Source organism: Streptomyces sp. NPDC104307 (assembly GCF_055584045.1).
Genome location: NZ_JBVJMU010000023.1, coordinates 112,526 through 138,253 on the forward strand (window position 1 = coordinate 112,526; position 25,728 = coordinate 138,253).

Sequence of the window (25,728 nt, forward strand, 5' to 3'; positions counted from 1 at the left end):
ACATGAGCAACGAGCAGAAACTCCGCGACTACCTCAAGCGGGCCACCGTCGACCTGCGGGAGAGCCGTCAGCGTGTGCAGGAACTGGAGGAGCGCGCACACGAGCCGATCGCGATCGTGGGCATGGCCTGCCGCCTTCCGGGCGGCGTCGCCTCCCCGGACGACCTGTGGGAGCTGCTGCGCGCCGAACGCGACGCGGTCGGCCCCTTCCCGGAGGGCCGCGGCTGGGACCTGGAGAACCTGTACCACCCCGACCCCGACCACCTCGGGACCTCGTACACCCGCGAAGGCGGCTTCCTGTACGAGGCGGACCGGTTCGACGCCGAGTTCTTCGGCATCAGCCCCCGCGAGGCGGCGGCGATGGATCCCCAGCAGCGGCTGCTCCTGGAGACGGCGTGGGAAGCCGTCGAGCACGCGGACATCGACCCGACCACGCTGCGGGGCACCCGCACCGGGGTGTACGCGGGCGTCATGTACGACGACTACGGCTCCCGGACCCCCCGTTCGCCGGAGGACTTCGAGGGCTACCTGCTGACCGGCAGCGCCGGCAGCATCGCGTCGGGCCGGCTGTCCTACACCTTCGGACTGGAGGGCCCGGCGGTCACGGTCGACACCGCGTGCTCGTCCTCGCTGGTCGCGCTGCACCTCGCGGCCCAGTCGCTGCGCCAGGGCGAATGCTCCATGGCGCTGGCCGGCGGTGTCACGGTGATGGCGACACCGGGCACGTTCGTGGAGTTCTCCCGGCAGCGCGGGCTGTCGCCGGACGGGCGCTGCAAGGCGTTCTCCTCCTCGGCGGACGGCACCGGCTGGGCCGAGGGCGTGGGCGTCCTGGTGCTGGAGCGGCTGTCGGACGCACAGCGCGCCGGGCACCGGGTGCTGGCGGTACTCCGCGGCTCCGCGGTGAACCAGGACGGTGCGAGCAGCCAGCTGACCGCACCGAACGGGCCCGCGCAGGAGCGGGTCATCCGGGCCGCGCTCGCCGACGCGCGGCTGTCGGCGTCCGAGGTGGACGCGGTGGAGGCGCACGGTACGGGCACCCGGCTGGGTGATCCCATCGAGGCGCGGGCGCTGCTGTCCGCCTATGGCCGGGGCCGTGGGGACGACAACCCGTTGTGGCTGGGCTCGGTCAAGTCGAACATCGGTCACACGCAGGCCGCGGCGGGTGTCGCGGGCGTGATCAAGATGGTCATGGCGATGCGGGAGGGCGTCATGCCCTCGACCCTGCACGTGGACGAGCCGACCCCGGAGGCCGACTGGTCGGCGGGCACCGTGCGACTGCTGACGCGGGCTCAGGAGTGGCCCGAGCTCGACCGCCCGCGCCGCACGGGCGTGTCGTCGTTCGGCATCAGCGGCACCAACGCGCACGTGATCCTCGAAGAGGCGCCGCACGACCGCGACGCCGTCGCACCGGAGCCGGCGCCGGGCCGGCCGGCACTGCCGGCGCCGTGGCTGCTCTCCGCCAAGTCGGAGCCCGCGCTCCGGGCGCAGGCGGACCGGCTGCTGGCCTGGCTCGACGGCCACCCAGAGGCCGAGGACGCCGATGTCGCCGCCGCCCTGACCACCGCCCGCGCCCAGCTGGGACGGCGCGGTGCGGTGCTCGGCGCCGACCGGGCCGGTCTCCTCGCCGGCCTCACGGCCCTCGCCGCAGGCTCGGAATCCCCGCACGTGGTGTCGGGCGCCGCCACCGCCGGCGAGACGGCCTTCCTCTTCACCGGCCAGGGCGCGCAGCGCATCGGTATGGGCGCGGGGCTGGCCGCCGCGTTCCCCGTGTTCGCCGCCGCCATCGACGAGGTGTGCGCGAAACTCGACGCCCTGCTGGGAGTATCGCTGCGCGACGTCATGTCCGGCGCCGACACCGAGCACGCCGCCCTGCTGGACCGCACCGAATTCACGCAGCCCGCGCTGTTCGCGTTCGAGGTGGCGCTGTACCGCCTCCTGGAGTCGTTCGGCGTGACCCCGGACGTGGTGGCCGGGCACTCGATCGGCGAGCTGGCCGCCGCCCACGTGGCCGGGGTGTGGTCGCTGGCCGACGCCTGCCGGCTCGTCGCCGCCCGAGGCCGGCTGATGGGGGCCCTGCCGGCCGGCGGCGCCATGCTCGCCGCCGCGGTGCCGGAGGAACGGGCACGGGAACTCCTCACGGCCCAGGCGGTGTCGCTGGCGGCCGTGAACGCGCCCGAGGCGGTGGTGTTCTCCGGCGAGACGGCGGCGGTCCACGCGCTGGAGGAGAAGCTGTCAGAAGAAGGGGTGAAGACCAAGCGACTGACGGTCAGCCATGCCTTCCACTCGGCCCTGATGGAGCCGATGCTCGCCGAGTACGAGCGGATCGCTGGTTCGGTGGAGTACCGGACACCACGCATCAGCGTGTGTTCCACGGTGACCGGCGGGCCGGCCGGACCCGAGCTGCTGACGCCGCAGTACTGGGTGCGGCAGGTACGCGAGGCCGTACGGTTCGCGCCCGCGGTGCGCTCACTCGCCGATGCGGGCGTGCGCCGGTTCGTCGAGGTCGGTCCTGACGCGGTGCTGACGGCCCTGACCCGCCAGGTACTCAGCGACGAGGAGTCCTCCCGCTCGCTGGTCACGGCGGCGGCACGGCGCGGCACCGACGAGGCCGGCCAGTTCCTGCGGCTGCTCGCCGCCGCACACTGCTCGGGGACCGTCATCGACTGGTCGCCGCTGATACCGCAAGGGCCGGCCCGCCACCTCGGCCTGCCCGTCTACGCCTTCCAGCACCGCCGCTACTGGGTACAGCCCGACGACGACGCGCTCGGCGACCTGAGCCGCGCCGGCCTGCACGCGCTCGACCACCCGATGCTGCGTGTCGCCGCACCGCTCGCCGGACGCGACGAATGGCTGTTCAGCGGCCGGCTCTCCACCACCGACCAGCCGTGGATCGCTGACCACACGGCCTTCGGAACGGTGCTGCTGCCCGGCACCGGATTCGTTGACCTCGCCCTGGCCGCGGGCCGCCGGCTGGACCTGCCCGTCATGGACGAACTCGTCCTGGCGGCACCGCTGCTCTTCGACGGCACCACCGCCGTGGACATGCAGCTCTCGGTGAGCGAGCCCGACCACACCGGCCGCCGGCGCCTCTCGGTCCACTCACGCGCCGTCACCGGCACCGCCCCGTCCAACCCGGGCGAGCCGGAGTGGACGCTCCACGCCACCGGCGTCCTCGCCCCCGCCGACGACGTGACACCGCGCTGGACCGGCACCGACTGGCCGCCCGCCGACGGCACACCCGTCGACGGGCCGGGCCTGTACGACCGGCTCGCAGAGCTCGGATTCGGCTACGGCCCGAGCTTCCAGGGCGTGCGCACGGCCTGGACCAGCGGTGACGAGGTGTTCACCGAAGTGGCCCTGGACGAGACGGCGGCGGGCCGGGCGGCGGGCTTCGGAGTACATCCGGCGCTCCTGGACGCGGTCTTCCACGCCGCCATCGACGTACTCGCGGAGGACCTGCCCGAAGGCAGGCTGCCGCTCCCGTTCTCCTTCGGCGGCGTCCGCGTGTTCCGGCCCGGTGCCACCGCAGTCCGCGCCCGCATCATCCGCTCGGGCCCCCAGAAAGTACGCATCGACGCCTGCGACGCCGACGGCGCCCCGGTGCTGTCGATCGACGCCGTACTCGCCCGCCCCGCGGACGCGAGCGCTCTCGCCGGTACCGGCAGCCCGCTCTACGCCCTCGACTGGACGCCCGTGACGGCGCCCGCCGCGCCGGACCGGCAACTGGTCGCACTGGGGCGGCCGGTCGCGGGCCACGCCGGGACCTTCGAGGACGTCGCGGCGTTCGCGGCGGACGGTGGTCACACCGGCGCGGCCGTCGTCTGGTCGCCCGAGACGACGCCGGCGGACGGCGACGACGTTCCCGCAGCCATCCGCACGGCCGTGCACAGCACCCTCGCGGTGCTGCGCGACTGGCTCACCGAACCGGCCTGCGCCGACTCGACACTGGTCGTGCTGACCCGCGACGGGGCAGGACTGCCCGGTGAGACGCCGGACCCCGCGGCAGCGGCCGTCCGGGGCCTGGTACGCAGTGCGCAGTCGGAACACCCCGGGCGCATCGTGAGCGTCGACCTCGACACCGACCCCGACGACCTCGCGGACCCGCGTCAGCGGATCGCCGCCGCGGCCGCCGCGGACGAACCACAGCTCGCGATCCGCGCCGCCGTGACCCTGGTACCGAGGCTGGTCCGTGCGACCACTGGCGAACCGGCCCCCGCGCACTTCGGTGACGGCACGGTCCTGATCACCGGCGGCGCGGGCGGCCTGGGCGCCGTCACCGCACGGCACCTGGTCACCCGGCACGGGGTGCGCAGCCTGTTGCTCGCCTCGCGCCGCGGTTCCGCCGCGCCGGGAGTCGAGGAGCTGGTCAGCGAGCTGACCGCGCTGGGCGCCGACGTACGCGTCGCCGCGTGCGACGTCAGCGAGCGCGCCGAGGTCGCCGCGCTGCTGGAATCCGTACCCGCGCACGAACCGCTGACAGCCGTCGTGCACACCGCGGGGGTGTCAGACGACGGCACCATCGAAACGCTGACCGCCGAGCAGGTGGACCGCGTGCTCGCGCCGAAGACCGACGCCGCCTGGCACCTGCACGAGCTGACCCGAGGCATGGACCTGTCGGCGTTCGTGCTGTTCTCGTCCGCGGCGCCGCTGCTCGGCGGGCAGGGCCAGGGCAACTACGCGGCCGCGAACGCGGCGATGGACGCGCTGGCCCAGGCGCGCCGCAGCGCCGGCCTGCCCGCGCACTCGCTGGCCTGGGGACTGTGGAAGCGCGGCATGGCCGAGGCGTTGAACGACGCGGGCGGCGAGAACATGGTGCGCCAGATCCGTACCCGGCTCGGGCTGTCCCCGATCGAGCCGGACACCGGCATGCACATGCTCGACAGCGCGCTGGCCTCCGGTGAACCGATGCTGATGACCGCGCTGCTCGACACGCCCGCCCTCACCGCACTGGGCCGGCTCGGCACGCTGCCCGCGGTCCTGCGCGGCCTGATCCGCGTACCGTCGCGCGGCCGGGTTGCAGACAGCCCGCTGCGCCAGCGGTTGCTCGACGCCCCCGCCGAGCAGTGGGAGACGCTGATCCGCGATGAGGTCCGCGCGATCGCCGCCGCGGTCCTCGGCCATGAGTCGGCCGACGCCATCGACCCCGGGACACCGTTCACCGAGCTGGGCTTCGACTCGCTCGGCGGAGTCGAGTTCCGCAACAAGGTGACCGCCGCCACCGGAGTCCAGCTCCCGTCCACGCTGGTGTTCGACTATCCGACCGCCTCCGCAGTCGCGGGCTTCCTGCACACCCGGGTCGACGGTTCGCAGCCGGCGCGGCCGCGCCCCGCCGCGACCGGTGCCAGGGCCGCTGCCGGAGCCGACGAGCCGATCGCGATCGTCGGCATGAGCTGCCGGTATCCCGGCGGCGTCGAGAATCCCGACCAGCTCTGGGACCTGATCGACGGGCGCGTCGACGCGATCGGCCCGATCCCGGGAGACCGAGGCTGGGACGTCGACGACCTGTACGACACCGACCCCGGCAAACCAGGCAAGATCTATACCCGCGAAGGCGGATTCCTGCACGACGCGGGCGACTTCGACGCCGCCTTCTTCGGGATCGGCCCCCGCGAGGCGGCGGCGATGGACCCGCAGCAGCGGCTGCTGCTGGAGGCGTCCTGGGAAGCGCTCGAAGACGCCGGTATCGATCCGGCCTCACTGCGGGGCAGCGACACCGGGGTCTACGCGGGCGTCATGTACCAGGACTACGGCTACACGGCCCGCGATGCCGCCGACGGCGCCGCGGAAGGCTACCTGGCGACCGGATCGGCCGGCAGCGTCGTCTCCGGCCGGGTGTCCTACGCCCTCGGCCTGGAAGGGCCCGCGGTGACGGTGGACACGGCGTGCTCGTCGTCGCTGGTGGCCCTGCACCTGGCGGTGCAGGCACTGCGCGCGGGGGAGTCGTCGATGGTCCTGGCCAGCGGGGTGACGGTCATGTCGACTCCGCTGCTGTTCCTGGAGTTCTCCCGGCAGCGGGCGCTGTCACCGGACGGGCGCTGCAAGGCGTTCGCGAGCGGTGCGGACGGTGTCTCGTGGGCCGAGGGCGTCGGCGTGCTCGCCCTGGAACGGCTGTCCGACGCGCAGCGCAACGGACGCCCGGTACTGGCCGTGATCCGCGGCAGCGCCATCAACCAGGACGGCGCGAGCAACGGCCTGACCGCCCCCAACGGCCCCTCCCAGGAGCGGGTCATCGCCCAGGCACTGGCCAACGCGGGTGTGGCCGCGGCCGAGGTGGACGTGGTGGAGGCACACGGCACCGGCACCACACTGGGCGACCCGATCGAGGCGCAGGCGCTGATCAACGCCTACGGACAGGAGCGCACCGAGCCACTGCGGATCGGTTCACTGAAGTCGAACATCGGGCACACGCAGGCGGCGGCCGGCGTCGGCGGTGTGATCAAGATGGTGCAGGCGCTCCAGCACGAGGTGCTGCCGGCCACCCTGCACGTCGACGCACCGTCGCCGCACGTGGAGTGGGAGGCGGACGCGGTACGGATCCTGACCGACGCCGAGCCGTGGCCGGCCGGGGAACGGCCGCGCCGGGCAGGTGTGTCGTCGTTCGGGATCAGCGGGACCAACGCGCACGTGATCCTCGAAGAGGCACCCGCGGCCCTGCCCCGGCCGTCCGGCGCACCGGGCCCGGCGGCCGTACCGCTGCTGCTGTCCGCCCGGACGCCCGCCGCGCTGCGGGACCAGGCGCGCCGCCTGCACGACACCCTGCGCGAACGCCCCGAGCTCGACCTGACCGACGCCGCGACGACGCTGGCGCTGCACCGCGCGCGACTCGACGAGCGCGCCGGGGTCGTGGGCCCGGACCGGGAGTCGCTGCTGACGGCCCTGGCACGGCTGGCGGCCGGCGAGCCGGGACCGGGCATCGTGGACGGCGTCGGCCGGACAGGTACGACAGCGTTCCTGTTCACCGGCCAGGGCGCGCAGCGGGCCGGGATGGGCGCCGGGCTGTACCGGGAGTTCCCGGCTTTCGCGGCCGCGCTCGACGAGGTGTGCGCGGAATTCGACGCACACCTGGAGCACGCGCTGCGGGACGTGATGTTCGACGCGAGCGGCGAGACCCTCCTCGATCGCACCGAGTACGCCCAGCCTGCCCTGTTCGCGTTCGAGGTGGCGATGTACCGCCTCGTCGAGTCGATGGGCGTGACACCGGACGCGGTGGCCGGGCACTCGATCGGCGAGCTGGCCGCCGCACACGTGGCCGGGGTGTGGTCGCTGCCGGACGCGTGCCGGCTCGTCGCGGCCCGGGGCCGTCTGATGGGGGCCCTGCCGGCCGGCGGGAGCATGCTGGCCGCCGCGGTGCCGGAGGCACGGGCCGAGGAACTGCTGGCAGCGGCCAATACCGATCCGGCCGCAGAGGTCTCCCTGGCCGCGGTCAACGCCCCCGAAGCGGTGGTCTTCTCCGGGAACACCGACGCGGTCTCTGCACTCGATTCGTTGCTGGCGGCCGAGGGCGTCAGGACCAACAGGCTGCGGGTGAGCCACGCGTTCCACTCCGCCCTGATGGATCCCATGCTGAGCGAGTTCGCGGAGATCGCCGCGGACCTGACGTACCACGAGCCGTCCATCGCCCTGTGCTCCACGGTCTCCGGCGCCTTCGCCGACGCGTCCCTGGGCACCCCCGAGTACTGGGTACGGCAGGTGCGCGAGGCCGTGCGCTTCGCCCCGGCCGTGCGGTCCCTCCTGCGGTCGGGCGTCGGCCTCTTCGTCGAGCTGGGCCCCGACGCCGTACTGACCACCATGACCCGCGCCACGCTGGCAGCCGACCCCGCACAGCGCGCATCGGTGGTCGCGGGAGCTCGTCGCACAGCCGCAGAACCCGAGCAGCTGGTCACCGCGCTGGCGACAGCGCACTGCGCGGGCCGGCCGGTGCGCTGGGCCGACTACCTCGGAGCCCGGCCGCAGGCACGGACCGCCCTGCCCACCTATCCCTTCCAGCACGAACGATTCTGGCTGCGGCCCGCGGAGACCGCCGTGCCGCTCGCCGGCACCGACAGCGCCGGCCATCCGCTGCTGCACACCCAGGTACAGCTCGCCGGCACGGACCAGTGGCTGTTCACCGGCAGGCTCTCGCAGCGCACCCACCCATGGCTCACCGACCACACCGTCCTCGGCACCGTCGTGACGCCGGGCACCGCGTTCGTGGAACTGGCACTGGCCGCCGGTGCCAGGCTCGGCGTGCCGCGCCTGGCGGAACTGGCGCTCGAAGCGCCGCTGATCCTCCCCGCCAACGGCGCGGACCTTCAGCTCGCCGTGGGCGGACCCGACGCCGACGGCCACCGGACCGTGACGGTCCACGCCCGCGTCACCGACACCTGGGTGGAGCAGGCCCGAGGCCTGCTCACCCCCGCCGCACCGGCCCCGGCACCGGGCTGGCCCCGGGTATGGCCTCCGGTCGCGGGCGAACGGGTCGACGGGGCGGAGGTGTACCGGGCGCTCGCTGACCTCGGATTCGCGTACGGCCCGGCGTTCCAGGGGGTTCGCGCCGCGTGGTCGTGCGGGGAGGAAGTCTTCGCAGAGCTGGCGCTCGACACCGCGACCGCGTCCGGCAGCGCCGCCTTCGGACTGCACCCGGCGCTGCTGGACGCGGTGTTCCACGCAGCCGCCGGCCCCCTCGCCGAGACCGGGCCCGACGGCCGGGCACCCCTGCCCTTCGCCTTCGACGGTGTCCAGCTGGCACAGTCCGGCGCGGCTGCCCTGCGCGTACGCATCGCCCGCACCGCGCCGAACACCTTCCGTGTGGACGCCGTCGACGAGACCGGTGCCCTGGTACTGAGCGTCGAGTCGGTGCGGGTCCGCCCCATCGAGCGGGACGTGCTGGCCCGGCTGCAGGGCGCGGCACCACTGTTCGACCTCGAATGGGTCACCGTGCCCGCAGCCCCCGCGGCGGACGTCCGGCGCATCGCCGTGCTCGGCGGTCCCGCGACCGTCGAGGCGCCCGAGCCTCCCACCCGCTGCGCCGACCTGGCCGAACTCGCCGCGCTGCGAGACGTTCCCCACACGGTGGTGTGGCAGGCACCCCGCGAATCCGGCGCCGGCGCGGCGGACGTACACGCCGGTGTGCTGACGACGCTCGCCCTCCTGCAGAGCTGGACCGGCGCCGAACACCCCGGCCGGCTCGTGATCGTGACGCGCCTGGCCGCCGGACTGCCGGGCGAGGAACCCGCTCTGGTCGGGGCCGCCGTCGCCGGTCTGGTGCGCAGCGCACAGTCGGAGTACCCGGGCCGGTTCCAGCTCATCGACCACGACGGCGACGCCCTGCCGATCACCTCGCTCGCCGACGCCGTGGCCCAGGACGAACCGCACCTGGCCGTTCGCGAGGGCCGGCTCCTGGCACCGCGCCTGCAGCCGCTCCCCGCGACCGGACCGGGCGCGCCACCGGCCTTCGACCGGGGCACGGTCCTCATCACCGGCGGCACCGGAGGCATCGGCGCGATCGTCGCCCGGCATCTGGTCGCGGAGCGCGGCGCACGACACCTGCTGCTGGCGTCCCGGCGCGGCCCGGCCGCGGCCGGCGCCGGCGAACTGGCCGCCGAACTGACCGCTCTCGGCGCCCACGTCGAGATCGCGGAGTGCGACGTCACCGAACGCGCCGCCGTCCAAGCCCTGTTGGCCGGCATCGGCACCGACGCCCCGCTGACCGCCGTCATCCACACGGCGGGCGTCCTGGACGACGGCACGCTCGACACCCTCACCACCGCGCAGACGACGCGGGTACTGGCACCGAAGATCGACGCGGCACTGCACCTGCACGAGTTGACCCGCGACCTCGATCTGTCGGCGTTCGTGCTGTTCTCGTCCGCGGCACCGCTGCTCGGCGGCCAGGGCCAGGGCAACTACGCCGCCGCGAACAGCGCCCTGGACGCGCTGGCGCGCGTGCGGCGCGGCGCGGGCCTGCCCGCACACTCACTGGCCTGGGGGCTGTGGACCGTCGGCATGGCGGGGGCGCTCGGCGGGGACGGCGGCGAGCAGCACACCCGCCGGATCCGGACCAGGCTGGGCCTGGTCCCGATCGACCCGGAGTCCGGCATGGCGCTGTTCGACAACGCACTCGCGACGGACCGCGCGACACCGATGACCGCCCTGCTGGACACGGCGGCGCTCACCGACCTGGCACGCGGCGGCACCCTGCCCGCGACGCTGCGCGGCATGATCCGGGTCCCCGCGGCCGCCGCGAGCACCGATGCCGGCCTGGCGCGGCAATGGGCCGCACTGCCCGACGCGGACCGCGACGGTGTGATCCTGCGCGAGGTGCGCAACGTCGCGGCGGCGGTCCTCGGTCACCGGTCCGGTGAGGCGATCGACCCGCACGCGCTGTTCACCGAGCTCGGATTCGACTCCCTCGGTGCCGTCGAATTCCGCAACCGGCTCGCCCAACTGGCCGACCTGGAGCTGCCGTTGACACTGATCTTCGACTATCCGACCGCCGCCGACGTGGCGAAGCTCGTACGGTCGCGGATCGAGGAACCCGACACCGAGGTGGTCGAGCAGGAACCGGCCGGCGTGCGCGGCACGCTCACAGACCTGGTGACGGCGGCACACCACCGCGGCGAACTGGCGGCGGCGATGCCCCTGCTGACCGCGAGCTCGGCTCTGATGACCACGTACACCGCCGGTGAGGCCGCCGGACGACGCCCGGCCGCGGCACAGCTCCTGGCGCGCGGCGCCACGGCACCGGCACTGATCTGCATCCCGTCGTTCCTGGCGGGATCGGGCCCTCACCAGTTCGCCCGCCTGGCCCGTGAACTGGGCGGCGAGCGACAGGTCAGTGCGCTGCGGCTGCCCGGAATGCGCGCGGGCGAGGACCTGCCGGCGACCTGGGAGGCGGCGATCGAGAGCCTCGCGGCGGCCGTCGTACCGGAACTTGAACGGGGCCCCGTGGCGCTCATCGGCTATTCGGCGGGTGGTGCGGTCGCCCATGCGGTCGCCCGACGGATCGAGAGCGGCGGCGGCGAACTCGTGGGCCTCGCGATGATCGACACCTACGCCCCGGACGAGCACGAAGCGACCCGCCGCATCCTCACCGACGCGCTGGGACAGATCCTGTCCCGCGACAACGCGCTGACCCCCCTCGACGACCACGGTCTGGTCTCCATGGGCGGCTACGTGCGGATCTACCCCGAGCGCGAGGCCGAACGGATCGCCGCTCCGACACTGAACCTGCGGGCCACCGTGACACTGAGCAGCTTCGGCGCATTCGACCCCGTCCCCGACTGGCAACACCGAGGACCGGCCGAGTACATCGAGGCAGACCACTTCTCGATCATCGAGGACCGGGCGGCCGAGACCGCCGACCGCCTGCGGCACTGGCTCGATTCACTCGACGGCCATTCCGTCCAGCATTCCGATATACGGAGCAGGCAAATGCGTGACACAAAGTCAAATGCGTGACACATAAATATGGTTGGCACTGGACCCAGCCGTAGGGGCATAGCCCCAACAAGTAAGTCAAGACTTACCTTTAGAGAGCTTCGTCCGTATGGTGTGGCTCGAATCAAAGGAGCTTCTTGTTGTCGAAAAGGAATGATTCTGCTGTGGGCGCGCTTGAATCGGAGCAGGATTATGTGTCCTCGTTGTACGAACTGCTCACCGAGCGGCTTTCCGAGGCACGAGCTGACAGAGCGAGTGTGCTGAAGGCCCCGGCCGACAGCGCCGGTGAGGCGTACGAGAGGGAAATCGCCGCCGAACGTCTGGTCAAGGAGATCGGCCGGCTGGAGGGCGCCGAAAAGGGGCTGGTCTTCGGACGCATCGACTGGACGGACGGCACCGCCCTGCGCATCGGACGGATCGGACTCCACACCGAGGAGGACGACCTGCCGCTGCTCGTGGACTGGCGCGCGAACGCGGCGCGGCCCTTCTACGAGGCGACACCGGTCCACCCGATGGACCTGCGGCGCCGCCGGCACCTGCGCCTCGACGAGCGCACCGTCGTCTCGGTGAGTGACGAACTGCTGGACGGGACCGACCCGACCCACGAGGACGTCGTGGGCGACGGCCCGCTGACCGAGGCCCTGTCGGCCAGGCGCACGGGCAAGATGCACGCCGCCGTCGCGACGCTCCAGGCCGAGCAGGACGAGATCGTCCGCTCCCGCCACCGAGGGGTGACCGTGGTGCAGGGCGGTCCCGGCACCGGCAAGACGGTCGTCGCCCTGCACCGGGCGGCCTACGTCCTGTACGCGTTTCCGCGCGCCGCTGAAGAGGGAGTCCTGGTGGTGGGCCCGAACGCCCGGTTCCTCGACTACATCTCCCAGGTCCTTCCCTCGCTGGGAGAGAACGACGTGGTTCTGGCGACCTGCCAGGAACTGGCCGGAGTGTTCACGGAGGCGGCGGACCCCTTCGACACGGCACGCCTCAAGGGCGGCTACGGCCTCGCCGAGGCCCTGGCCGGCCTGCTGCGCGTCCACCAGGCCCCCGCCGGTGACTTCACCGTGCGGGTCGGTCAGGAAGTGGTCCACCTGACCGAGAAGGAGGTGGCCACGGCACGCGACGCCGCCGTGGCAGCCGTACCGGGGCACAACCCCGCCCGCCAGGTGTTCAAGGAGCTCCTGGCCGACGCCGTCACCGAGGCGATGCAGCGGGATATGGGCGACATCCTGGAGCAGATCGACGCCGATACCGAGAAGATGACGGGCCTGAACCTCGACCGGTTCACCGGAGTCGCCCAGCGCCGCACCGAAGGCGCGGCCGGCCCGGATCCGGCGCACGAGCTCGACCTGGACGCCATCCGGGCCGACCTCCTCGACGACGCCGGCGTCGACCGGGAGGTCGAGGCGCTGTGGCCGAGGCTCCTGCCGGGCGGCCTCGTGGAGGAGCTCCTGACGGACGCCGGCGCTCTCGCCGAGCACCTGCCCGGCCTGACCGAGCAGGAGCGGTCCCTGCTGCTGCGAGGTCCGGACGACCCGTGGACCGGTGCCGATGTCCCGCTGCTGGACGAGGCGGCGAGCCTGGTCGAGGGTCCCCCCGAGCGGACGTACGGGCACGTCGTCGTCGACGAGGCGCAGGAACTGACCGCCATGCAGTGGCGGATGATCGTCCGCCGCTGCCCGGCAAGAGCGATGACGCTGGTGGGCGACTTCGCCCAGGCAGGCCCGGTCGCGACAGCACGCGACTGGACCGAAGCGCTGAGCCCCCACGTCGGACCGAGGTTCAAACTGCACAACCTGACTGTCAGTTACCGCACCACGCAGGAGATCCTGGAGAGCGTCCGGGACCTGCTCACGCGGATCGCTCCGGACCAGAAGCCCACCCGGTCACTGCGAAGCGGTGAGAGCCCTCGCTCCGTGACCACACCTCAGGACGCGTCGGTGACCGCCGTCGTCCAGGAACTCCAAGCTCAGAGCACCGCGTACCCCGACGAGCTCCTGGGGGTGATCTGCGCGGACACCAGGGTGAGCGAGCTGACGGCCCGGGGCATCCTGCAGCAGGCACGCATCGTGCCGGCCTCCGAAGCACGCGGCCTGGAATTCGACGGGGTCGTCGTCCTGAACCCCGAGGAAATCATCACGGCCCGCCCCGGCGGGGAGAGAGACCTGTACGTAGCCCTGACCCGGGCCACCAAACGGCTCTGCACCATTACCGCCCAGCCCGCCTGACGACTCCGCGCCCCGGTGCCACGAGGGCGGATCGAGTGGTCACAACAGCCGGTCGACGAGCCCATCGACGTACTCAGGGGTGAGTTCCATGCCGAACAGGACGCGGATGTACATCGGGGCGAGGACGTGGTCCAGCACGTCGAGCGCGGCGGGGGTCCTCTCGCCGCGCTCGACGGCGCGGTCGAGCATGGACTGCAGCTGCCGGGTGCGCTCGTCGCGCAGGCTGTCACGCGCCTGCCGGCCCAGCCGGCCTTCCTGGTCGGTGCCGGTGAGGGCGACGGCGAGGCGCACGAGCGCCAGACCGTCGGGTCCGGTGATCTCGCGGGCGACGTTGGCCGCGTAGGCGTGCAGGTCACCGGCGAGGCTTCCGGTGTCGGGCATGGGTGACTGCGCGTTGAGGCGGGTGAGCGCCACCTCGGAGAGGAGATCCTCCAGGCTGCCCCACCGGCGGTAGATGCTGCTGTCGGCCACACCCGCGCGGGCCGCGACCTCTCCGACGGTGAAGTGGCCGTAGCCCCGTTCACTGATCAGGGCGGTCACCGCCTGGTGCACCTGCGCGCCGACGCGGGCGCTGCGCCCGCCGGGCCGTCGGGTTCGCTGTCGTTCGTCCATGCTTCCACCTTAACGCAGTCAGGACTTGCGTTTAAGGGTGGCCCTCCGTATAGTCTGCTAACGCAGCTACTGACTGCCTTAAAGCGTCCAGAGGCTGACCACGCCGGTCGTGGCCGGGCGCAATCGACGATTGAGAGGAATCCCCCATGGCTGCATCGCCTGCGACAGTAGGCAGCCGCCCGAACCGGGCCGTGCTGCTCGCGGTGACCTGCCTGGGCCAGTTCATGGTCCTGCTCGACAACACGATCGTCGGAGCAGCGCTGCCCGACATGCAGCACCGGCTCCACACGGAACTGACCGGCCTGCAGTGGATCGTCGACGCCTACGTACTCCTGGTCGCCATGCTGCTCCTGACCGGTGGCGTCTTCGCCGACCGGTTCGGCCGCAAGCGGGTCTACCTGAGCGGCGTGGCGGTGTTCACCGCCGCATCACTGGTCTGTGCCCTCGCACCCTCGGTCAGCTGGCTGATCACCGGCCGGGTACTGCAGGGCATCGGAGCCGCCGCCCTCGCCCCCGCCTCGCTCGCCCTCCTCGCCGCCGCCTACCCCGTACCGCAAGAACGCATGAAGGCGATCGGACTGTGGGCCGGACTCAGCGGAATCGGCCTCGCCGCAGGCCCCGTGGCCGGCGGCGTGCTGACCCAGGCCTTCGGCTGGCCCGCCATCTTCCTCGTCAACCTGCCCTTCGGCGTGGCCCTGCTCCTGGTCGGCCTGCGCCGCCTCGACGAGTCCCGCAACCCGAACGCCCCCGCGATCGACATCCCGGGCACGGTGCTGTCGATCCTCGCCGTGGGCGTGATGACCTACGGCCTGATCGAGGGCGGTGCCCGCGGCTGGACGTCACCGGAGATCCTTGCCTGCTTCGCCGCCGCGGTGGTCTTCCTCGCCGCCTTCATCGCCGTCGAAGCCCGCCGCATCGCACCCATGCTGTCCCTGCGGCTCTTCAAGCAGCGCCTGTTCACCGTGTCCAACACCGCCATGGTCGTGGTCGGGTTCTCCCTCACGGGCTCCTCGTTCTTCTTCTCCCAGTTCTTCGTCTACGTCCAGGGCAGCTCGATCATGCGTGCCGGCCTGCAGACCCTGCCCATGTCCCTCGCCATGGTCGTCGTCAGCCTGTACGCAGGACGACTCGCCGCCCGATACGGCTTCCGCGTCGTGGTCACCACCGGCCTCGCCCTGGCCGGCCTGGGCCTGATGGCACTCGGCACCGTCCACGCCGACACCGGATACGAGAACGTGTGGTGGCGCCTGGCACTCGCCGGCATCGGATTCGCCCTGGCCATGTCCCCGCTCACGGGAGCCGCCATCCAAGCGGTCAGCCCGCAGGAAGGCGGCCTGGCGTCCGGCGTCAGCAGCACCACCCGGCAGATCGGCGCCGTCTTCGGCGTCGCGGTACTCGGAGCCATCGTCCGCAGCCGGCAATCCGGCGGCGCCACCTTCGAGGCCGGCCTCAACAGCGCATTCTTCGCGGCCGGCGTCGTCACCCTGGTCACCGCCGTGTTCACCGGACTGTGGCTGACCAAGCCCAAGCCCGCGGAAAGCCCCGCAGCACCGCAACGTTCCACTGACCCGGAGACGGCCCCCACCCTGAACGAAGTCCCCGCGACCAGCCACTGACGTTCCCCCGGCCACGGCCGGGAGACAGCACGCCGGGCCCCCATCAACGCGCCCCGCCCCGCCCCGCCCCACCGTGGCGGGGCGGGGCGCGTTGATGGGGGCGGGCTTCGCCCAGGCGATCCGTTATTCGTTCGACCTTATTTCTCGTGGCCGCGGCAATACCTCAGGTCGGGACACCGGAAGTCTGGTCAGCGGCGCCACTGTCGAGCGCAAGGCCACCGAACCAGCACCCCTTCTCGTGGTCGCCGGCTTCGTTCAAACGCTCGCGTCGGAATCCGTTTGAGGGGTCCCGGGCGATTTCGCGGAACCATCCCAGCCGGCCGCAGGATGATCACCTACGGCCCCGAGATGTCCCGGCTGCCTTCCTCGATCCCAGGTCACCACAGGCCGGAGACACCATATGCCCCAGGTCGAGGCGACCTTCCCCGACGAACGCAATGCGCTGTTCCTCCCGAACTCCGGCCGCCCTCCGATCTGGACAGGGCACCACCAGTGCGCAGGGCGCCCCCGACACCGCGCCCCCGGCCCGCAGCACCTGGTGAACCCGCACCGCAGCTTCGACGACCTGCCGGTCTGCCTGACCGGATGGCAGCCCCTCTCGGAGCGGACGAGAGCGGCGCTGCCCCCGCAACCCAACTTGCCCAATCCTCCGAGGAGATCACCTGATGAACCACCCCCTCGCCGCCGACGCCCAGGCGGCCGAAACAGTCAGGGAACGTACCGGCGGCTGCCTGTGCGGCCGCATCCGTTTCACCACCCGAGGCCCGGCCGTCTTCCCCCACACCTGTGTCTGCCCCCACTGCCAAAAGCTCGGCGGCACACCAATGATGTGGTGGGTGGGATTCGAGACGGTCACCTGGACCGGTGAGGGCGGCGAGCCAACCTGGTACGAGACCTTCGAAGGCGAGGCGAAACGTGGCTTCTGCCCGAACTGCGGCTGCCGGCTCGCGGCGATCGACAGCGACGTCCTTGAGGTTGGCATCAACGTCACCGCCCTCGACGACACCAGCGCCCCAGACCTTGTGCCGATCCACACCTCCTTCCACAACAACGCCGCGCACTGGCTGCCCCCGGTACCCGGGACCGAGCACAGCACGGCCGGTTGACCACCCGTTCACCGACCAGCAACCTCACCCGCTCCTTCGACGACCCCGGCCGGCGGCCCCGGATGTTGACACGGGGGGCTGCCCGCACATCCGGAGCGGCCCATCCCAACGGGCAGACCGGGCAGCCAGCAAGTGCACGAAGGGAACGACACAGTGGAAGTCAAGGCGACCGAGGAGCAAGCAGCAGCACGAGATGCCTTCACCGCCGGTCACGACCTCGCCCTGGTGGCAGGCGCGGGCACGGGAAAGACATCGACACTGGTGATGATGGGCGCCGCATCCCGCCGCCGCGGCGTGTACATCGCGTTCAACAAGCCCATCGCACAGGAGGCCAGGGCCCGTTTCGGGACCAACGTGCATTGCAGAACCTCGCACAGCCTGGCCTACCGTGAGGTGGGCAGCCGCTTCCAAACCCGTATGGAAACCACACGCCACATGCCGCTGTGGCGCACCGCGCAACTCCTCGACCTGCACCGTGACGTGGCCGTCGGTGGCCGCCGCCTGAAAGCCACGACCTTGGCTCACCTCGTGATGGAGATGGTCAAGCGCTTCTGCTACTCCACCGACGAGCAACTCTCAGCCGGCCACATGACCACGGTCAACGGACTCGACGACGCAGGCCGGCAGTACGTCGCACAGGGGCTGCTGCCACGCGCCCGACGGGCATGGGACGACATCTGCTCCGAGACCGGAACCCTTCCCTTCACGCACGACCACTACCTGAAGATGTGGGCACTCACCCGCCCCCGGCTGCACGCAGACTTCATCCTGCTGGACGAAGCACAGGACACCAACCCGGTCCTCGAAGAGATCTTCCTCGCGCAACAGGCCCAGCGCGTCTGCGTCGGAGACCCCTCCCAGCAGATCTACGAATGGCGTCACGCCAAGGACATCATGAGCGGGTTCCCAGGCAGGAGAATGGAACTCACCCAGTCCTTCCGCTTCGGCCCGCCCATTGCGGATGTCGCCAACCACTGGCTACGCGCGGCGACATCCACCATGCAGCTCACCGGCCACGCCGCCGAGCCGTCCGAGCTCACCACGATCGATATTCCCGACGCGGTTCTGTGCCGGGGCAACGCCGACGCCCTCGCCGAAGTCCTGCGCTTCCTGGACCGGAAGGTGCCCGTCGCCCTGGTCGGCGGCGGGAAGCCGTTGCTGAGCATCGCGAAGGCCGCCATCGACCTGCAATCCGGCCGCCGCACCTCCCACCACGACCTCGCCCTCTTCTCCTCCTGGGGCGAGGTCCAGGAGTACGCGGAGCAGGACTCCGCCGCTGCCGACCTCAAATCGATCGTCGACATGGTCGACGCCTATGGCCCCCGCCAGATCATCCGCACAGTCCAGCAGATGAGCGACGAAGAACAGGCCCGAGTCATCGTCTCCACGGTCCACAAGGCCAAGGGCCGGGAGTGGAACCGCGTACGGATCGGCCCCGGCTTCACCCCGCCCGACGACGCCCGCGACGTTCGCCCCGACCTCGCACGCCTCGTCTACGTGGCAGTCACCCGGGCCCGCACCCAGCTCGATACCGTCGGCATCAATCGGCTGCGGACCCGCTCCACCACCGCGACGGCCCACACCACCCCCGACGGCATCCCCGTGGCCCGACTGCCACTGACCGGACAGCTCAAGTACCCCCGCTCTCCGATGTCCCTCTTCATGGCCCGGCACCTCCCCCACCCAGAACGCGTCGTCGCCTCCTACATCCAGCACATCCAAGGCCTTCCACACCCCGTACAGCCCCTCAACGAACGCCGTCCCGACTTCGCCGCACTCGGCCACACCGTCGACTACCGGCTGCGCCTGAACCTGGGCTCCGACCCGGGCTCCGCCGCGCAGGCCGGCGTCGACATCATCGGCAGCGGCCTCCCCATCGAAGGAGCACCCAGCACCGCCGTACGCGCCAACCTCCATCTGATCGGCAACAGTGTCCTGGGCCGCCTCCGCGCCCACCTGGCAGACCCGACACACCGCCTCGACGACGACGAGCTGACCAGGCTCTGCTTCGTCACCAGCTTCTTCGAAGCCGTCTACCGAAACGGCACATTCCCCCGCAAACGCAACCTCCTCAACCTGGTCGACGAACACACCACCGCCAAAGCCCTGACCGGTGCTGTACCGGCCTACGTACTCGAAGACATCGACGAGCAGATGAAACTCGCCGAAACACCCTTCGCACCCCTGCGATCCCTCCCCGCCCACCAGCGCGTATGCGGGCCCACGTTCACCGGCAGCACCGACATCAAGGCCGACGCAGACTTCATCACCGGCGGCTTCCTCATCGACTGCAAGGCCATGACACGACCCCACCGCCTGGGCAGAGAAGAGGTACAGCAACTCGCCGGCTACCTCCTCCTCGACTACGACGACCACTACGGCATCCGCGACATCGGCTTCTACCTCGCACGGCAAGGCTCCCTGATCCGCTGGAGCGTCCCGGACTTCCTCACCACGCTCGGCGCCCGCACCACACTCCCGCACCTACGTGCGGCACTACGAAAACACCTGCGCGGCGCCGCGCAGTGAAGCACCACGGGACCCGCCCCACCGCCCACCCGGCTTCGTTATGCATCGAGGGCAGTGAAGACGAGCAGACGGATCCGGACGACGCCGTCAAGATCCTCGGGGCATCGCCCACCTGGTCAGCAAGTTGTCGATACTCACCAGGCATGCTCCACGGAGAGTGAGCCAGAACCCGAGAAAACTGAAGTCGCCCCCGTGTCAGACCTCCTCGACCTGGGGGCGCACCCTCCTGGGAGCATGCCGGTATGAAAATCTCTGCTGTGCTATTCGATGTGGACGGAGTCCTGCTGGATTCAGCGGGCGCTCACCGGAGAGTCTGGAACTCCTGGTCCCTGGGAAAGGGCCTGAATCCCGAGAAGGTATGGGAGCTCACCTTCGGACGGCGCCCCGAGGACACCGTCAAGGACGCGGCCGCCCACCTCGACCCAGCAGCTGAGCGGAAGGTGCTCGACGAGCTGCTGGCGCAGGAGAAGGACACGGTCATACCCGTCGAGGGAGCTGCTGCTCTACTGAAGGCGCTGTCCGGCAGCCCGTGGGCGATCGTGACCTCTGGCGACCGAGCCTTCGTCGAAGCCCGCTTCGCCGCCGAGGGGCTCCCCCTCCCGGCCGTACAGGTCTATGGCAGCGACGTGGAACACGCGAAGCCCGCGCCGGACTGCTTCGCGCTGGCCGCGTCCCGACTCGGCATCGCGACATCGGAGTGTCTGGTCGTGGAGGACGCACCCGCAGGCATACGGGCTGCGGTGGCAGCCGGCTGCACCGTCGTCGGCCTGACCACAACCCACCCGGAAGAATCGCTCCGGCAAGCACACATGTGCGTTGCCTCCTTGGCCGAGGTGCGAAGCCTGCTGATCAAACAAGGGCTTGTGGCCAGTCCTTGAAGCTTGAAGCGGCGTCAGCCCACGGCCACGGCCCGCCCGGACGAGGAGCGGTCGACCAGCAACCGGCGGGCCACCGCGGCCAGGTACAGAAGCAAGCAGCTGCCCAGAGAGGCACGGGGAACACCCCGGCCCGGTGAGCGCGATCCTTGTCTGGCCCGAGACCTCGCCGTCCGGCCGTGCTTCGCGACCATCTGCTTCACGGTGGACTGGAGCAGCAACAGACTCTCGACGCTGTCCCCAACGCTCGCTGGGTCCGCGCTCCGGTCCACCAAATCCGGCTCAGCCCAAGTAGGACGAACCAGGCCGAGCGTCCCGGCGCTGATCCACGATCTCCTCCTTGTTCAGCGGGCGGTAAAGATAGGCGGCGCCCACGGCGGCTGAGAAGGCGCAGAGCCACACCACCGCGCCGGTGACATTGCTGATTTCGTCAGCCTTGTCGCTCTGGTCAAAGGCGAACGCGGCGTAAACCGCCAGTTGGGCAACGCCGAAGACACCAGCCGCCCTGATATCGCTTCTCTTCTTCGTTTTGAGCGCACGCCAGATGAAGGGAAGCTCCAGGATGAACCCGGCCAGCGCAATGGGAACGATCGCCCAGAAGATCTGGGCCCTGCGGGAGTTCAGCCCCATGTGGCCTCCTTCGTCATGCCGTCCATCTTCCCTTCGCGGCAAGGGAACAGTACGAGGTTCGGCAAGACTGAGGAGCCGACAAGGCAACCGCCGCGAGCAGCCTCGCCTTCAACCGGCGCAAACCCGGCACAAGGGCGCGACGCTCGTGCAGAAAGCCCACGCGACCCTGAGTGATGCCGGCCGCGACGGGATGCGTCTGTATCACCGGGGCGGCGACATCGAACACGTCACTCCACAGGTACACGCCGACGTTCACGCCGTCACCACCACGAGTCCGAACCACACGACACCCCGTCTCTGCCACCGAGGCACCAGCACTATGCCTGACCAGCGGTGAGTAGCAGCGCTTCTCCTCATTAGCGATATAACGGCGATCGCCTGGTTGTTCCGGACCTGCGCATGGACCGATGGAGGGATATCTAGAACCCGCAGGACGTATCGACGTCGCCGGGAACTGCATGGCGTGCCGTTTGGATCCTGGCTGCGGGAGCGGTAGCGACAAGCATTGGCCTTCTCGCTCTACTGTGGCGTACTTCGGGAGTCATCCAGGTCACCGTCCTGGGCATCGGCGCGATGCTTTTCGCCTACTGGGCAGAGGGACGAGCGCCCCGCAGACATCTGCCTCCAGGCAAGGGCCAAAACCTCAAGCTCAGCATCAGCGGGGCCAGATCGTGGTGATGGACGGGCGAGTGGCGTGGTCGAAGCCGTACGTCGGATCGTGTGGTGGCTTCTTCGGCATCGGTCCTCGTTCACCCGGCGGTCAGCGCCCACGGCCCGGTCGGCGCCCTGGCCGACGTTGCGGCCACCTACCGCTGCTCAACAAGCCCGGCCTATCAGAACTACGCCGGCCGCCTTTCGTGCACCTGCAGAGCTGACCCGGACGTCAGTGCCGGGCAGTCGGCGCCACGCCGGGGCAGACGGCCGGCGAAGCCCCACCACAACGTTCAGCCTTCCGAGGTGTCCATGGTCTCGAACGTCCCGCGCATCAACTGGTCGACGGTTCCCGGCTTGTCGACCATGGAGTCGAAGAGGTCCGCGAGCAACCAGAGCACGAAGCCGTGGACCATGGCCTCCTTCGGCGGGATCGTCCCGAACTGGTCGCGCCAGGCCACGGTGTCCATGCCCATAGCGGCTGCCATGAGGACTCCGGTCACCATCGGCACCTGCTCAGGGTCAGCCATCTCGAAGGAGGGCAGCCGGCGGATCACGGCAGGGATGAGGTCGTTGAGCGGATCGAGCTGCTCCCCGCCTCCGGGCGGCTCAGCGATCAGATACCCAGTCAGCACCCCCACCAGGAACACCGTGCCCCGGGAAACTTCCTCGCGCCCGAGGGAGTCCACTACGGTCTTCACTCGCTGTTGCGCCCGCTGCCGATCGTTGGTGGGCGTTCGTTTCTCCAGGACCCGGTAGGTGTCCCATGCCGCACGGACTGCTTCATCCACTACTACGCCGTCGCTGCTCATGAAGGCGACCGTAGGCGAGAGGACTTGATCCGCGAAGCCACCGAGGCAACTGAGGCTCCTCCATCTTGCGATATGAGGCGAGGCCCGGCAACGGAACGCCGCTTCTCCTGGCGGGGCTGCTCGCGATGGTGTCGCGGGTGCAGCGCAGCACTTGCAGACCAGCCGGGCGGCTGCTGCACACTGCTCGGGCGCTGCCGACTCCAGCCAGGCAGCAGAACCGTGGACCCGTCACAGCAGCCACAGGAGATATCCATGCGCGGCTGCCTCAGGCAGTGCCTGCGGTTCCGCTGACTACTGACGGATGTGGACCAGACCGCCAGGCTCCTGGTGATGTTATGCGTGAGATCCCCGGCCAGGAGAGATCTAGTCAGCTAGTGCTGTGACCACGTAGGTTCGCCGGGTTGGGTTGGGTTGAGCCGCCGATTTCAAAGATCGCACTCTGACCGGAGCCCGGTGTCAGAGCCTCCCGGTAGCGTGCCGGCAACCAGAACTGACGACTCTCCGGGAGAACCACCGTGGACATCCTGCTCATTGCTGGCTTGTGGCTCGACGGATCCGCATGGGACGACGTCGTGCCCGAACTCACCGCGCTCGGCCACCGCCCTGTGCCGCTCACCCTCCCAGGTCAGGGCGACGGCGCCGCCTCCGCGACGCTTGACGACCAGCTGGCAGCAGTGCTTGCCGCAGTTGACGCGGCGCCCGGAAAGCCCCTGGTGGTAGGGCACTCCGCAGCATCGACCCTGGCCTGGCTGGCCGCTGACGCACGACCGGAGAAGGTGGCCAAGGTCGCCCTGATCGGCGGTTTCCCCGCCGCCGATGGGGCTGCCTACGCCGATCACTTCGCGATCGAGGGCGGCTCCATGCCCTTCCCGGGCTGGGATCCCTTCGAGGGCGCGGACGCCGCCGACTTGGATCAGCAGGCCCGGGACCGCTTCGTGTCCGCCGCCGTTCCTGTCCCCGAGGCGGTAGCCAGGGGAGTCGTGCGCCTGACCGACAAGCGCCGCTTCGACGTCCCCGTTGTGGTTGTCTGTCCCGAGTTCACCCCCGCCCAGGCCGAGGAGTGGATCGCCACCGGTGAGAGTCCTGAGCTCGCGCGCGCTACCCAGCTTGAGTACGTGGACCTCGGCTCGGGCCACTGGCCGATGGCTACCCGTCCTCGCGAACTCGCCCGAGTCCTGGCAAAGGCTGCCAGCTCCTAGCGGTGCCGGGTTGGGTGGTCAGGCCGCGGTCGGTAATGGTCTGCCGCCCCAGCGGAGGCCCTTCTCGCTGCGGGTGCTGGCCCGCTCCTTGCGTTCGGCGGCCAGGACGTCGCGGTCGCGGGGCGTCGGCGATGGTGAACTTCTCAGCGGTCCGAAGTGGGCCTCGATGGGGTTCGCCCACGAGCGTAGGTCGGTGTGAAGCACAACTCGACCTTGTTCCTCTTCGCCCAGCGGCGGATGTCGGCGCCCTTGTGGGCGGACGGGTTGTTGAGGATCACATAGATCGGGGCGCCGTCCGGGCAGGCGGCGTGGATCGACTTCAGCGTGGCCAGAGTGATCACGGCGCCCTTCTTCCTACGGTTGACGCCCCACAACGTGTCGTCGCCAACCGGGTAGCAGCCGTGAAATTTTTGGCTCACCCCGTGGGTACGGTGGTAGATCGCAGGATGCCGCTCCGGCCGACGCTGCTCGGCCCAGCACAACCCGCCGGTGGGCCGGATCCCGAGCGGCTCGAACTCATCGAACGCGAACACCCGGTCCGGGAAACGCTTCAGCACCTCCTCGATCCGGTCCGGCTTGGCGTCACGCTCTGGGTCGAGCGACTCCTTCCACGTCCCGGTCCGCTGGAACGTGATGTGGCGGCGGGCGAGCAGGCAACGTATCGCGTCGTGTCCGATCCTGGTCACGTGGCCGTGGGCTCTTCGCGGGTAGGCGGCGAGTTTGCGGATGGACCAGCGAGCAGAGGGCTGAACGAGCTTGGGCGGGCGGGTAGTAGCCGTCGCCACGATGAATCCCTCGTCGTCATCGCTGAGCAGGCGGGGACGGTCTCCCGCCCAACGAAGGGCCGGGCAGGCCAGGCCGATCTCGTTGAGCCAATGGATTACGTCCCGGACGGTGTCCTCGTCGGTCTCGACCAGCTGCACGATGATGCTGCAGCTTCTGTTCCTCCTGGCTGGTCAACCTGCGCACATGGACAGGCTCAGCCGCCGCACCTCCAGCAGTCGGATCGGACATCACCGCACATCCAACCGTCACGACTACCAACCCGGCGAACCTATGCGGTCATAGCACTAGACCGCATAGACCTCTGCACGCATCGATCGAGATCTATGTGTGCAGAGGAATACAACTTTCGCGTTTCCGCAGGTCACAGCATCGCGCCTATCCGGTATTTAGAAGCGCGCCCTCTACGGCCTCGGCTGCGTCCTCCAGTTGTTGTACGCAGCGGCGAGAGCGCGGTTCCACGCGCCGGCGGACCAGCAACTGCTGCACGTGCCCCCGGACTGAGCTGAGGCGGCTTCGCGTGCGGCTGTGCGGAACCGGTGCGGACCGTAGGTGGCAGCAGCGTTGCTGAGTCTCGGGTGGCTCGGACCGTGACGCTCAAAAGCACGGAGGCGTGGCTGGTGACGGTGGAGGGTTCCGCCGCCCGGCCCAGGGGCCGTTCGGCTTCAGCACCTCCGCATGCCGAATCCCGGCACACGCATATCGGAGCTGCCTTTCGTCGGCCGAGCAATTCATGGCGGCGCGATTCTGAATTCCTCAGCAGTTTTCGGACTGGACAGGAGGCGCAGCCAGAACCCAATATCTACACAGTTAGCATAAGTGATGCATGATCCTAGTTGCTCGCCTGCACTCCCAAATCATGCATCACCAGATCCGTCCCACAAATACGGGTTGGCATACCTACTGACCGAGTATTTTATGAGCTTGACCGGACAACTTTGAGAACAAGAGAGGGGTCAGGGTGGAGCGCAGCGGAACCCGTCACTGCGCCGAGGCCGGCACCGAACCCCTGCCAACACCCCGTCACCCCAACCACAAAGACAAGCTGGTAATCTCAAACCATACACAGGCGCGAAACACGATGTACCCTCCCACACAACCAGCCCAAACACCCGCGCTTGCGCGGGTGCCGACAATTCGCGCTTGCGCGAATTGATCCCCTCCAGGAATTCCGCTTGCGGAATTCCATTCCCGCGCTTGCGCGGGAATCCGTCTTGCGCTTGCGCAAGACGGACCGCTCTGCAGCGGCTTGCCGCTGCAGTACCCGCTCCGCGGG

Annotated in this window: 10 protein-coding genes and 1 pseudogene; 7 read left to right on the top strand and 4 right to left on the bottom strand. The window is 70.2% G+C overall.

Features of this window, described 5'->3' with window-relative positions:
* Nucleotides 1-2 precede the first annotated feature (2 nt).
* Complete coding sequence (locus tag ACZ601_RS36035; RefSeq protein ID WP_469545814.1) at nt 3-11,438, top strand: SDR family NAD(P)-dependent oxidoreductase; 11,436 nt, start codon at nt 3-5, stop codon at nt 11,436-11,438.
* Nucleotides 11,439-11,611: 173 nt separating this feature from the next.
* Complete coding sequence (locus tag ACZ601_RS36040) at nt 11,612-13,639, top strand: HelD family protein (protein WP_469545830.1); 2,028 nt, start codon at nt 11,612-11,614, stop codon at nt 13,637-13,639.
* Between the two features lie 39 nt (nt 13,640-13,678).
* Here the strand turns inward: ACZ601_RS36040 and ACZ601_RS36045 are convergent, their stop codons facing one another.
* Nucleotides 13,679-14,251, bottom strand: a complete 573-nt coding sequence (locus ACZ601_RS36045; protein WP_440573905.1) for a TetR/AcrR family transcriptional regulator — start codon at nt 14,249-14,251, stop codon at nt 13,679-13,681.
* Nucleotides 14,252-14,397: 146 nt separating this feature from the next.
* Between ACZ601_RS36045 and ACZ601_RS36050 the strand changes: the two genes are divergently transcribed.
* From ACZ601_RS36050 to ACZ601_RS36065, 4 genes are all read left to right on the top strand, one after another.
* Complete coding sequence (locus ACZ601_RS36050; RefSeq protein ID WP_469545815.1) at nt 14,398-15,867, top strand: MFS transporter; 1,470 nt, start codon at nt 14,398-14,400, stop codon at nt 15,865-15,867.
* Between the two features lie 665 nt (nt 15,868-16,532).
* A complete protein-coding gene (locus ACZ601_RS36055; RefSeq protein ID WP_440573903.1) occupies nt 16,533-16,973 on the top strand; it encodes a GFA family protein in 441 nt (146 codons plus the stop codon).
* A 153-nt stretch (nt 16,974-17,126) separates the two neighbouring features.
* Entirely contained in the window at nt 17,127-19,502 is a 2,376-nt protein-coding gene (locus ACZ601_RS36060) for a UvrD-helicase domain-containing protein (protein WP_469545818.1), read from the top strand.
* A gap of 242 nt (nt 19,503-19,744) precedes the next feature.
* Entirely contained in the window at nt 19,745-20,380 is a 636-nt protein-coding gene (locus ACZ601_RS36065) for an HAD family hydrolase (RefSeq protein ID WP_469545820.1), read from the top strand.
* 279 nt (nt 20,381-20,659) lie between these two features.
* Here ACZ601_RS36065 and ACZ601_RS36070 read toward each other — a convergent pair whose 3' ends face one another.
* Both ACZ601_RS36070 and ACZ601_RS36075 read right to left on the bottom strand, forming a co-directional pair.
* Nucleotides 20,660-21,007, bottom strand: a complete 348-nt coding sequence (locus ACZ601_RS36070) for a hypothetical protein (RefSeq protein WP_440573900.1) — start codon at nt 21,005-21,007, stop codon at nt 20,660-20,662.
* 944 nt (nt 21,008-21,951) lie between these two features.
* Nucleotides 21,952-22,470 (bottom strand): hypothetical protein, encoded by a 519-nt coding sequence (locus tag ACZ601_RS36075; RefSeq protein ID WP_469545823.1) that lies wholly within the window; start codon nt 22,468-22,470, stop codon nt 21,952-21,954.
* 515 nt (nt 22,471-22,985) lie between these two features.
* Here ACZ601_RS36075 and ACZ601_RS36080 point away from each other — a divergent pair.
* Nucleotides 22,986-23,669, top strand: a complete 684-nt coding sequence (locus ACZ601_RS36080; RefSeq protein ID WP_440573898.1) for an alpha/beta fold hydrolase — start codon at nt 22,986-22,988, stop codon at nt 23,667-23,669.
* 18 nt (nt 23,670-23,687) lie between these two features.
* Here the strand turns inward: ACZ601_RS36080 and ACZ601_RS36085 are convergent.
* Nucleotides 23,688-24,683 (bottom strand): annotated as a pseudogene (locus ACZ601_RS36085) (transposase).
* Between the last annotated feature and the right edge of the window lie 1,045 nt (nt 24,684-25,728).

Bases quoted from the DNA above. Each gene is read 5' to 3' on its own strand.
- ACZ601_RS36055 (WP_440573903.1), top strand. From the start codon at position 16,533: ATGAACCACCCCCTCGCCGCCGACGCCCAGGCGGCCGAAACAGTCAGG.
- ACZ601_RS36045 (WP_440573905.1), bottom strand. From the start codon at position 14,251: ATGGACGAACGACAGCGAACCCGACGGCCCGGCGGGCGCAGCGCCCGC.
- ACZ601_RS36035 (WP_469545814.1), top strand. From the start codon at position 3: ATGAGCAACGAGCAGAAACTCCGCGACTACCTCAAGCGGGCCACCGTC.
- ACZ601_RS36070 (WP_440573900.1), bottom strand. From the start codon at position 21,007: ATGGGGCTGAACTCCCGCAGGGCCCAGATCTTCTGGGCGATCGTTCCC.
- ACZ601_RS36075 (WP_469545823.1), bottom strand. From the start codon at position 22,470: ATGAGCAGCGACGGCGTAGTAGTGGATGAAGCAGTCCGTGCGGCATGG.
- ACZ601_RS36050 (WP_469545815.1), top strand. From the start codon at position 14,398: ATGGCTGCATCGCCTGCGACAGTAGGCAGCCGCCCGAACCGGGCCGTG.
- ACZ601_RS36065 (WP_469545820.1), top strand. From the start codon at position 19,745: ATGAAAATCTCTGCTGTGCTATTCGATGTGGACGGAGTCCTGCTGGAT.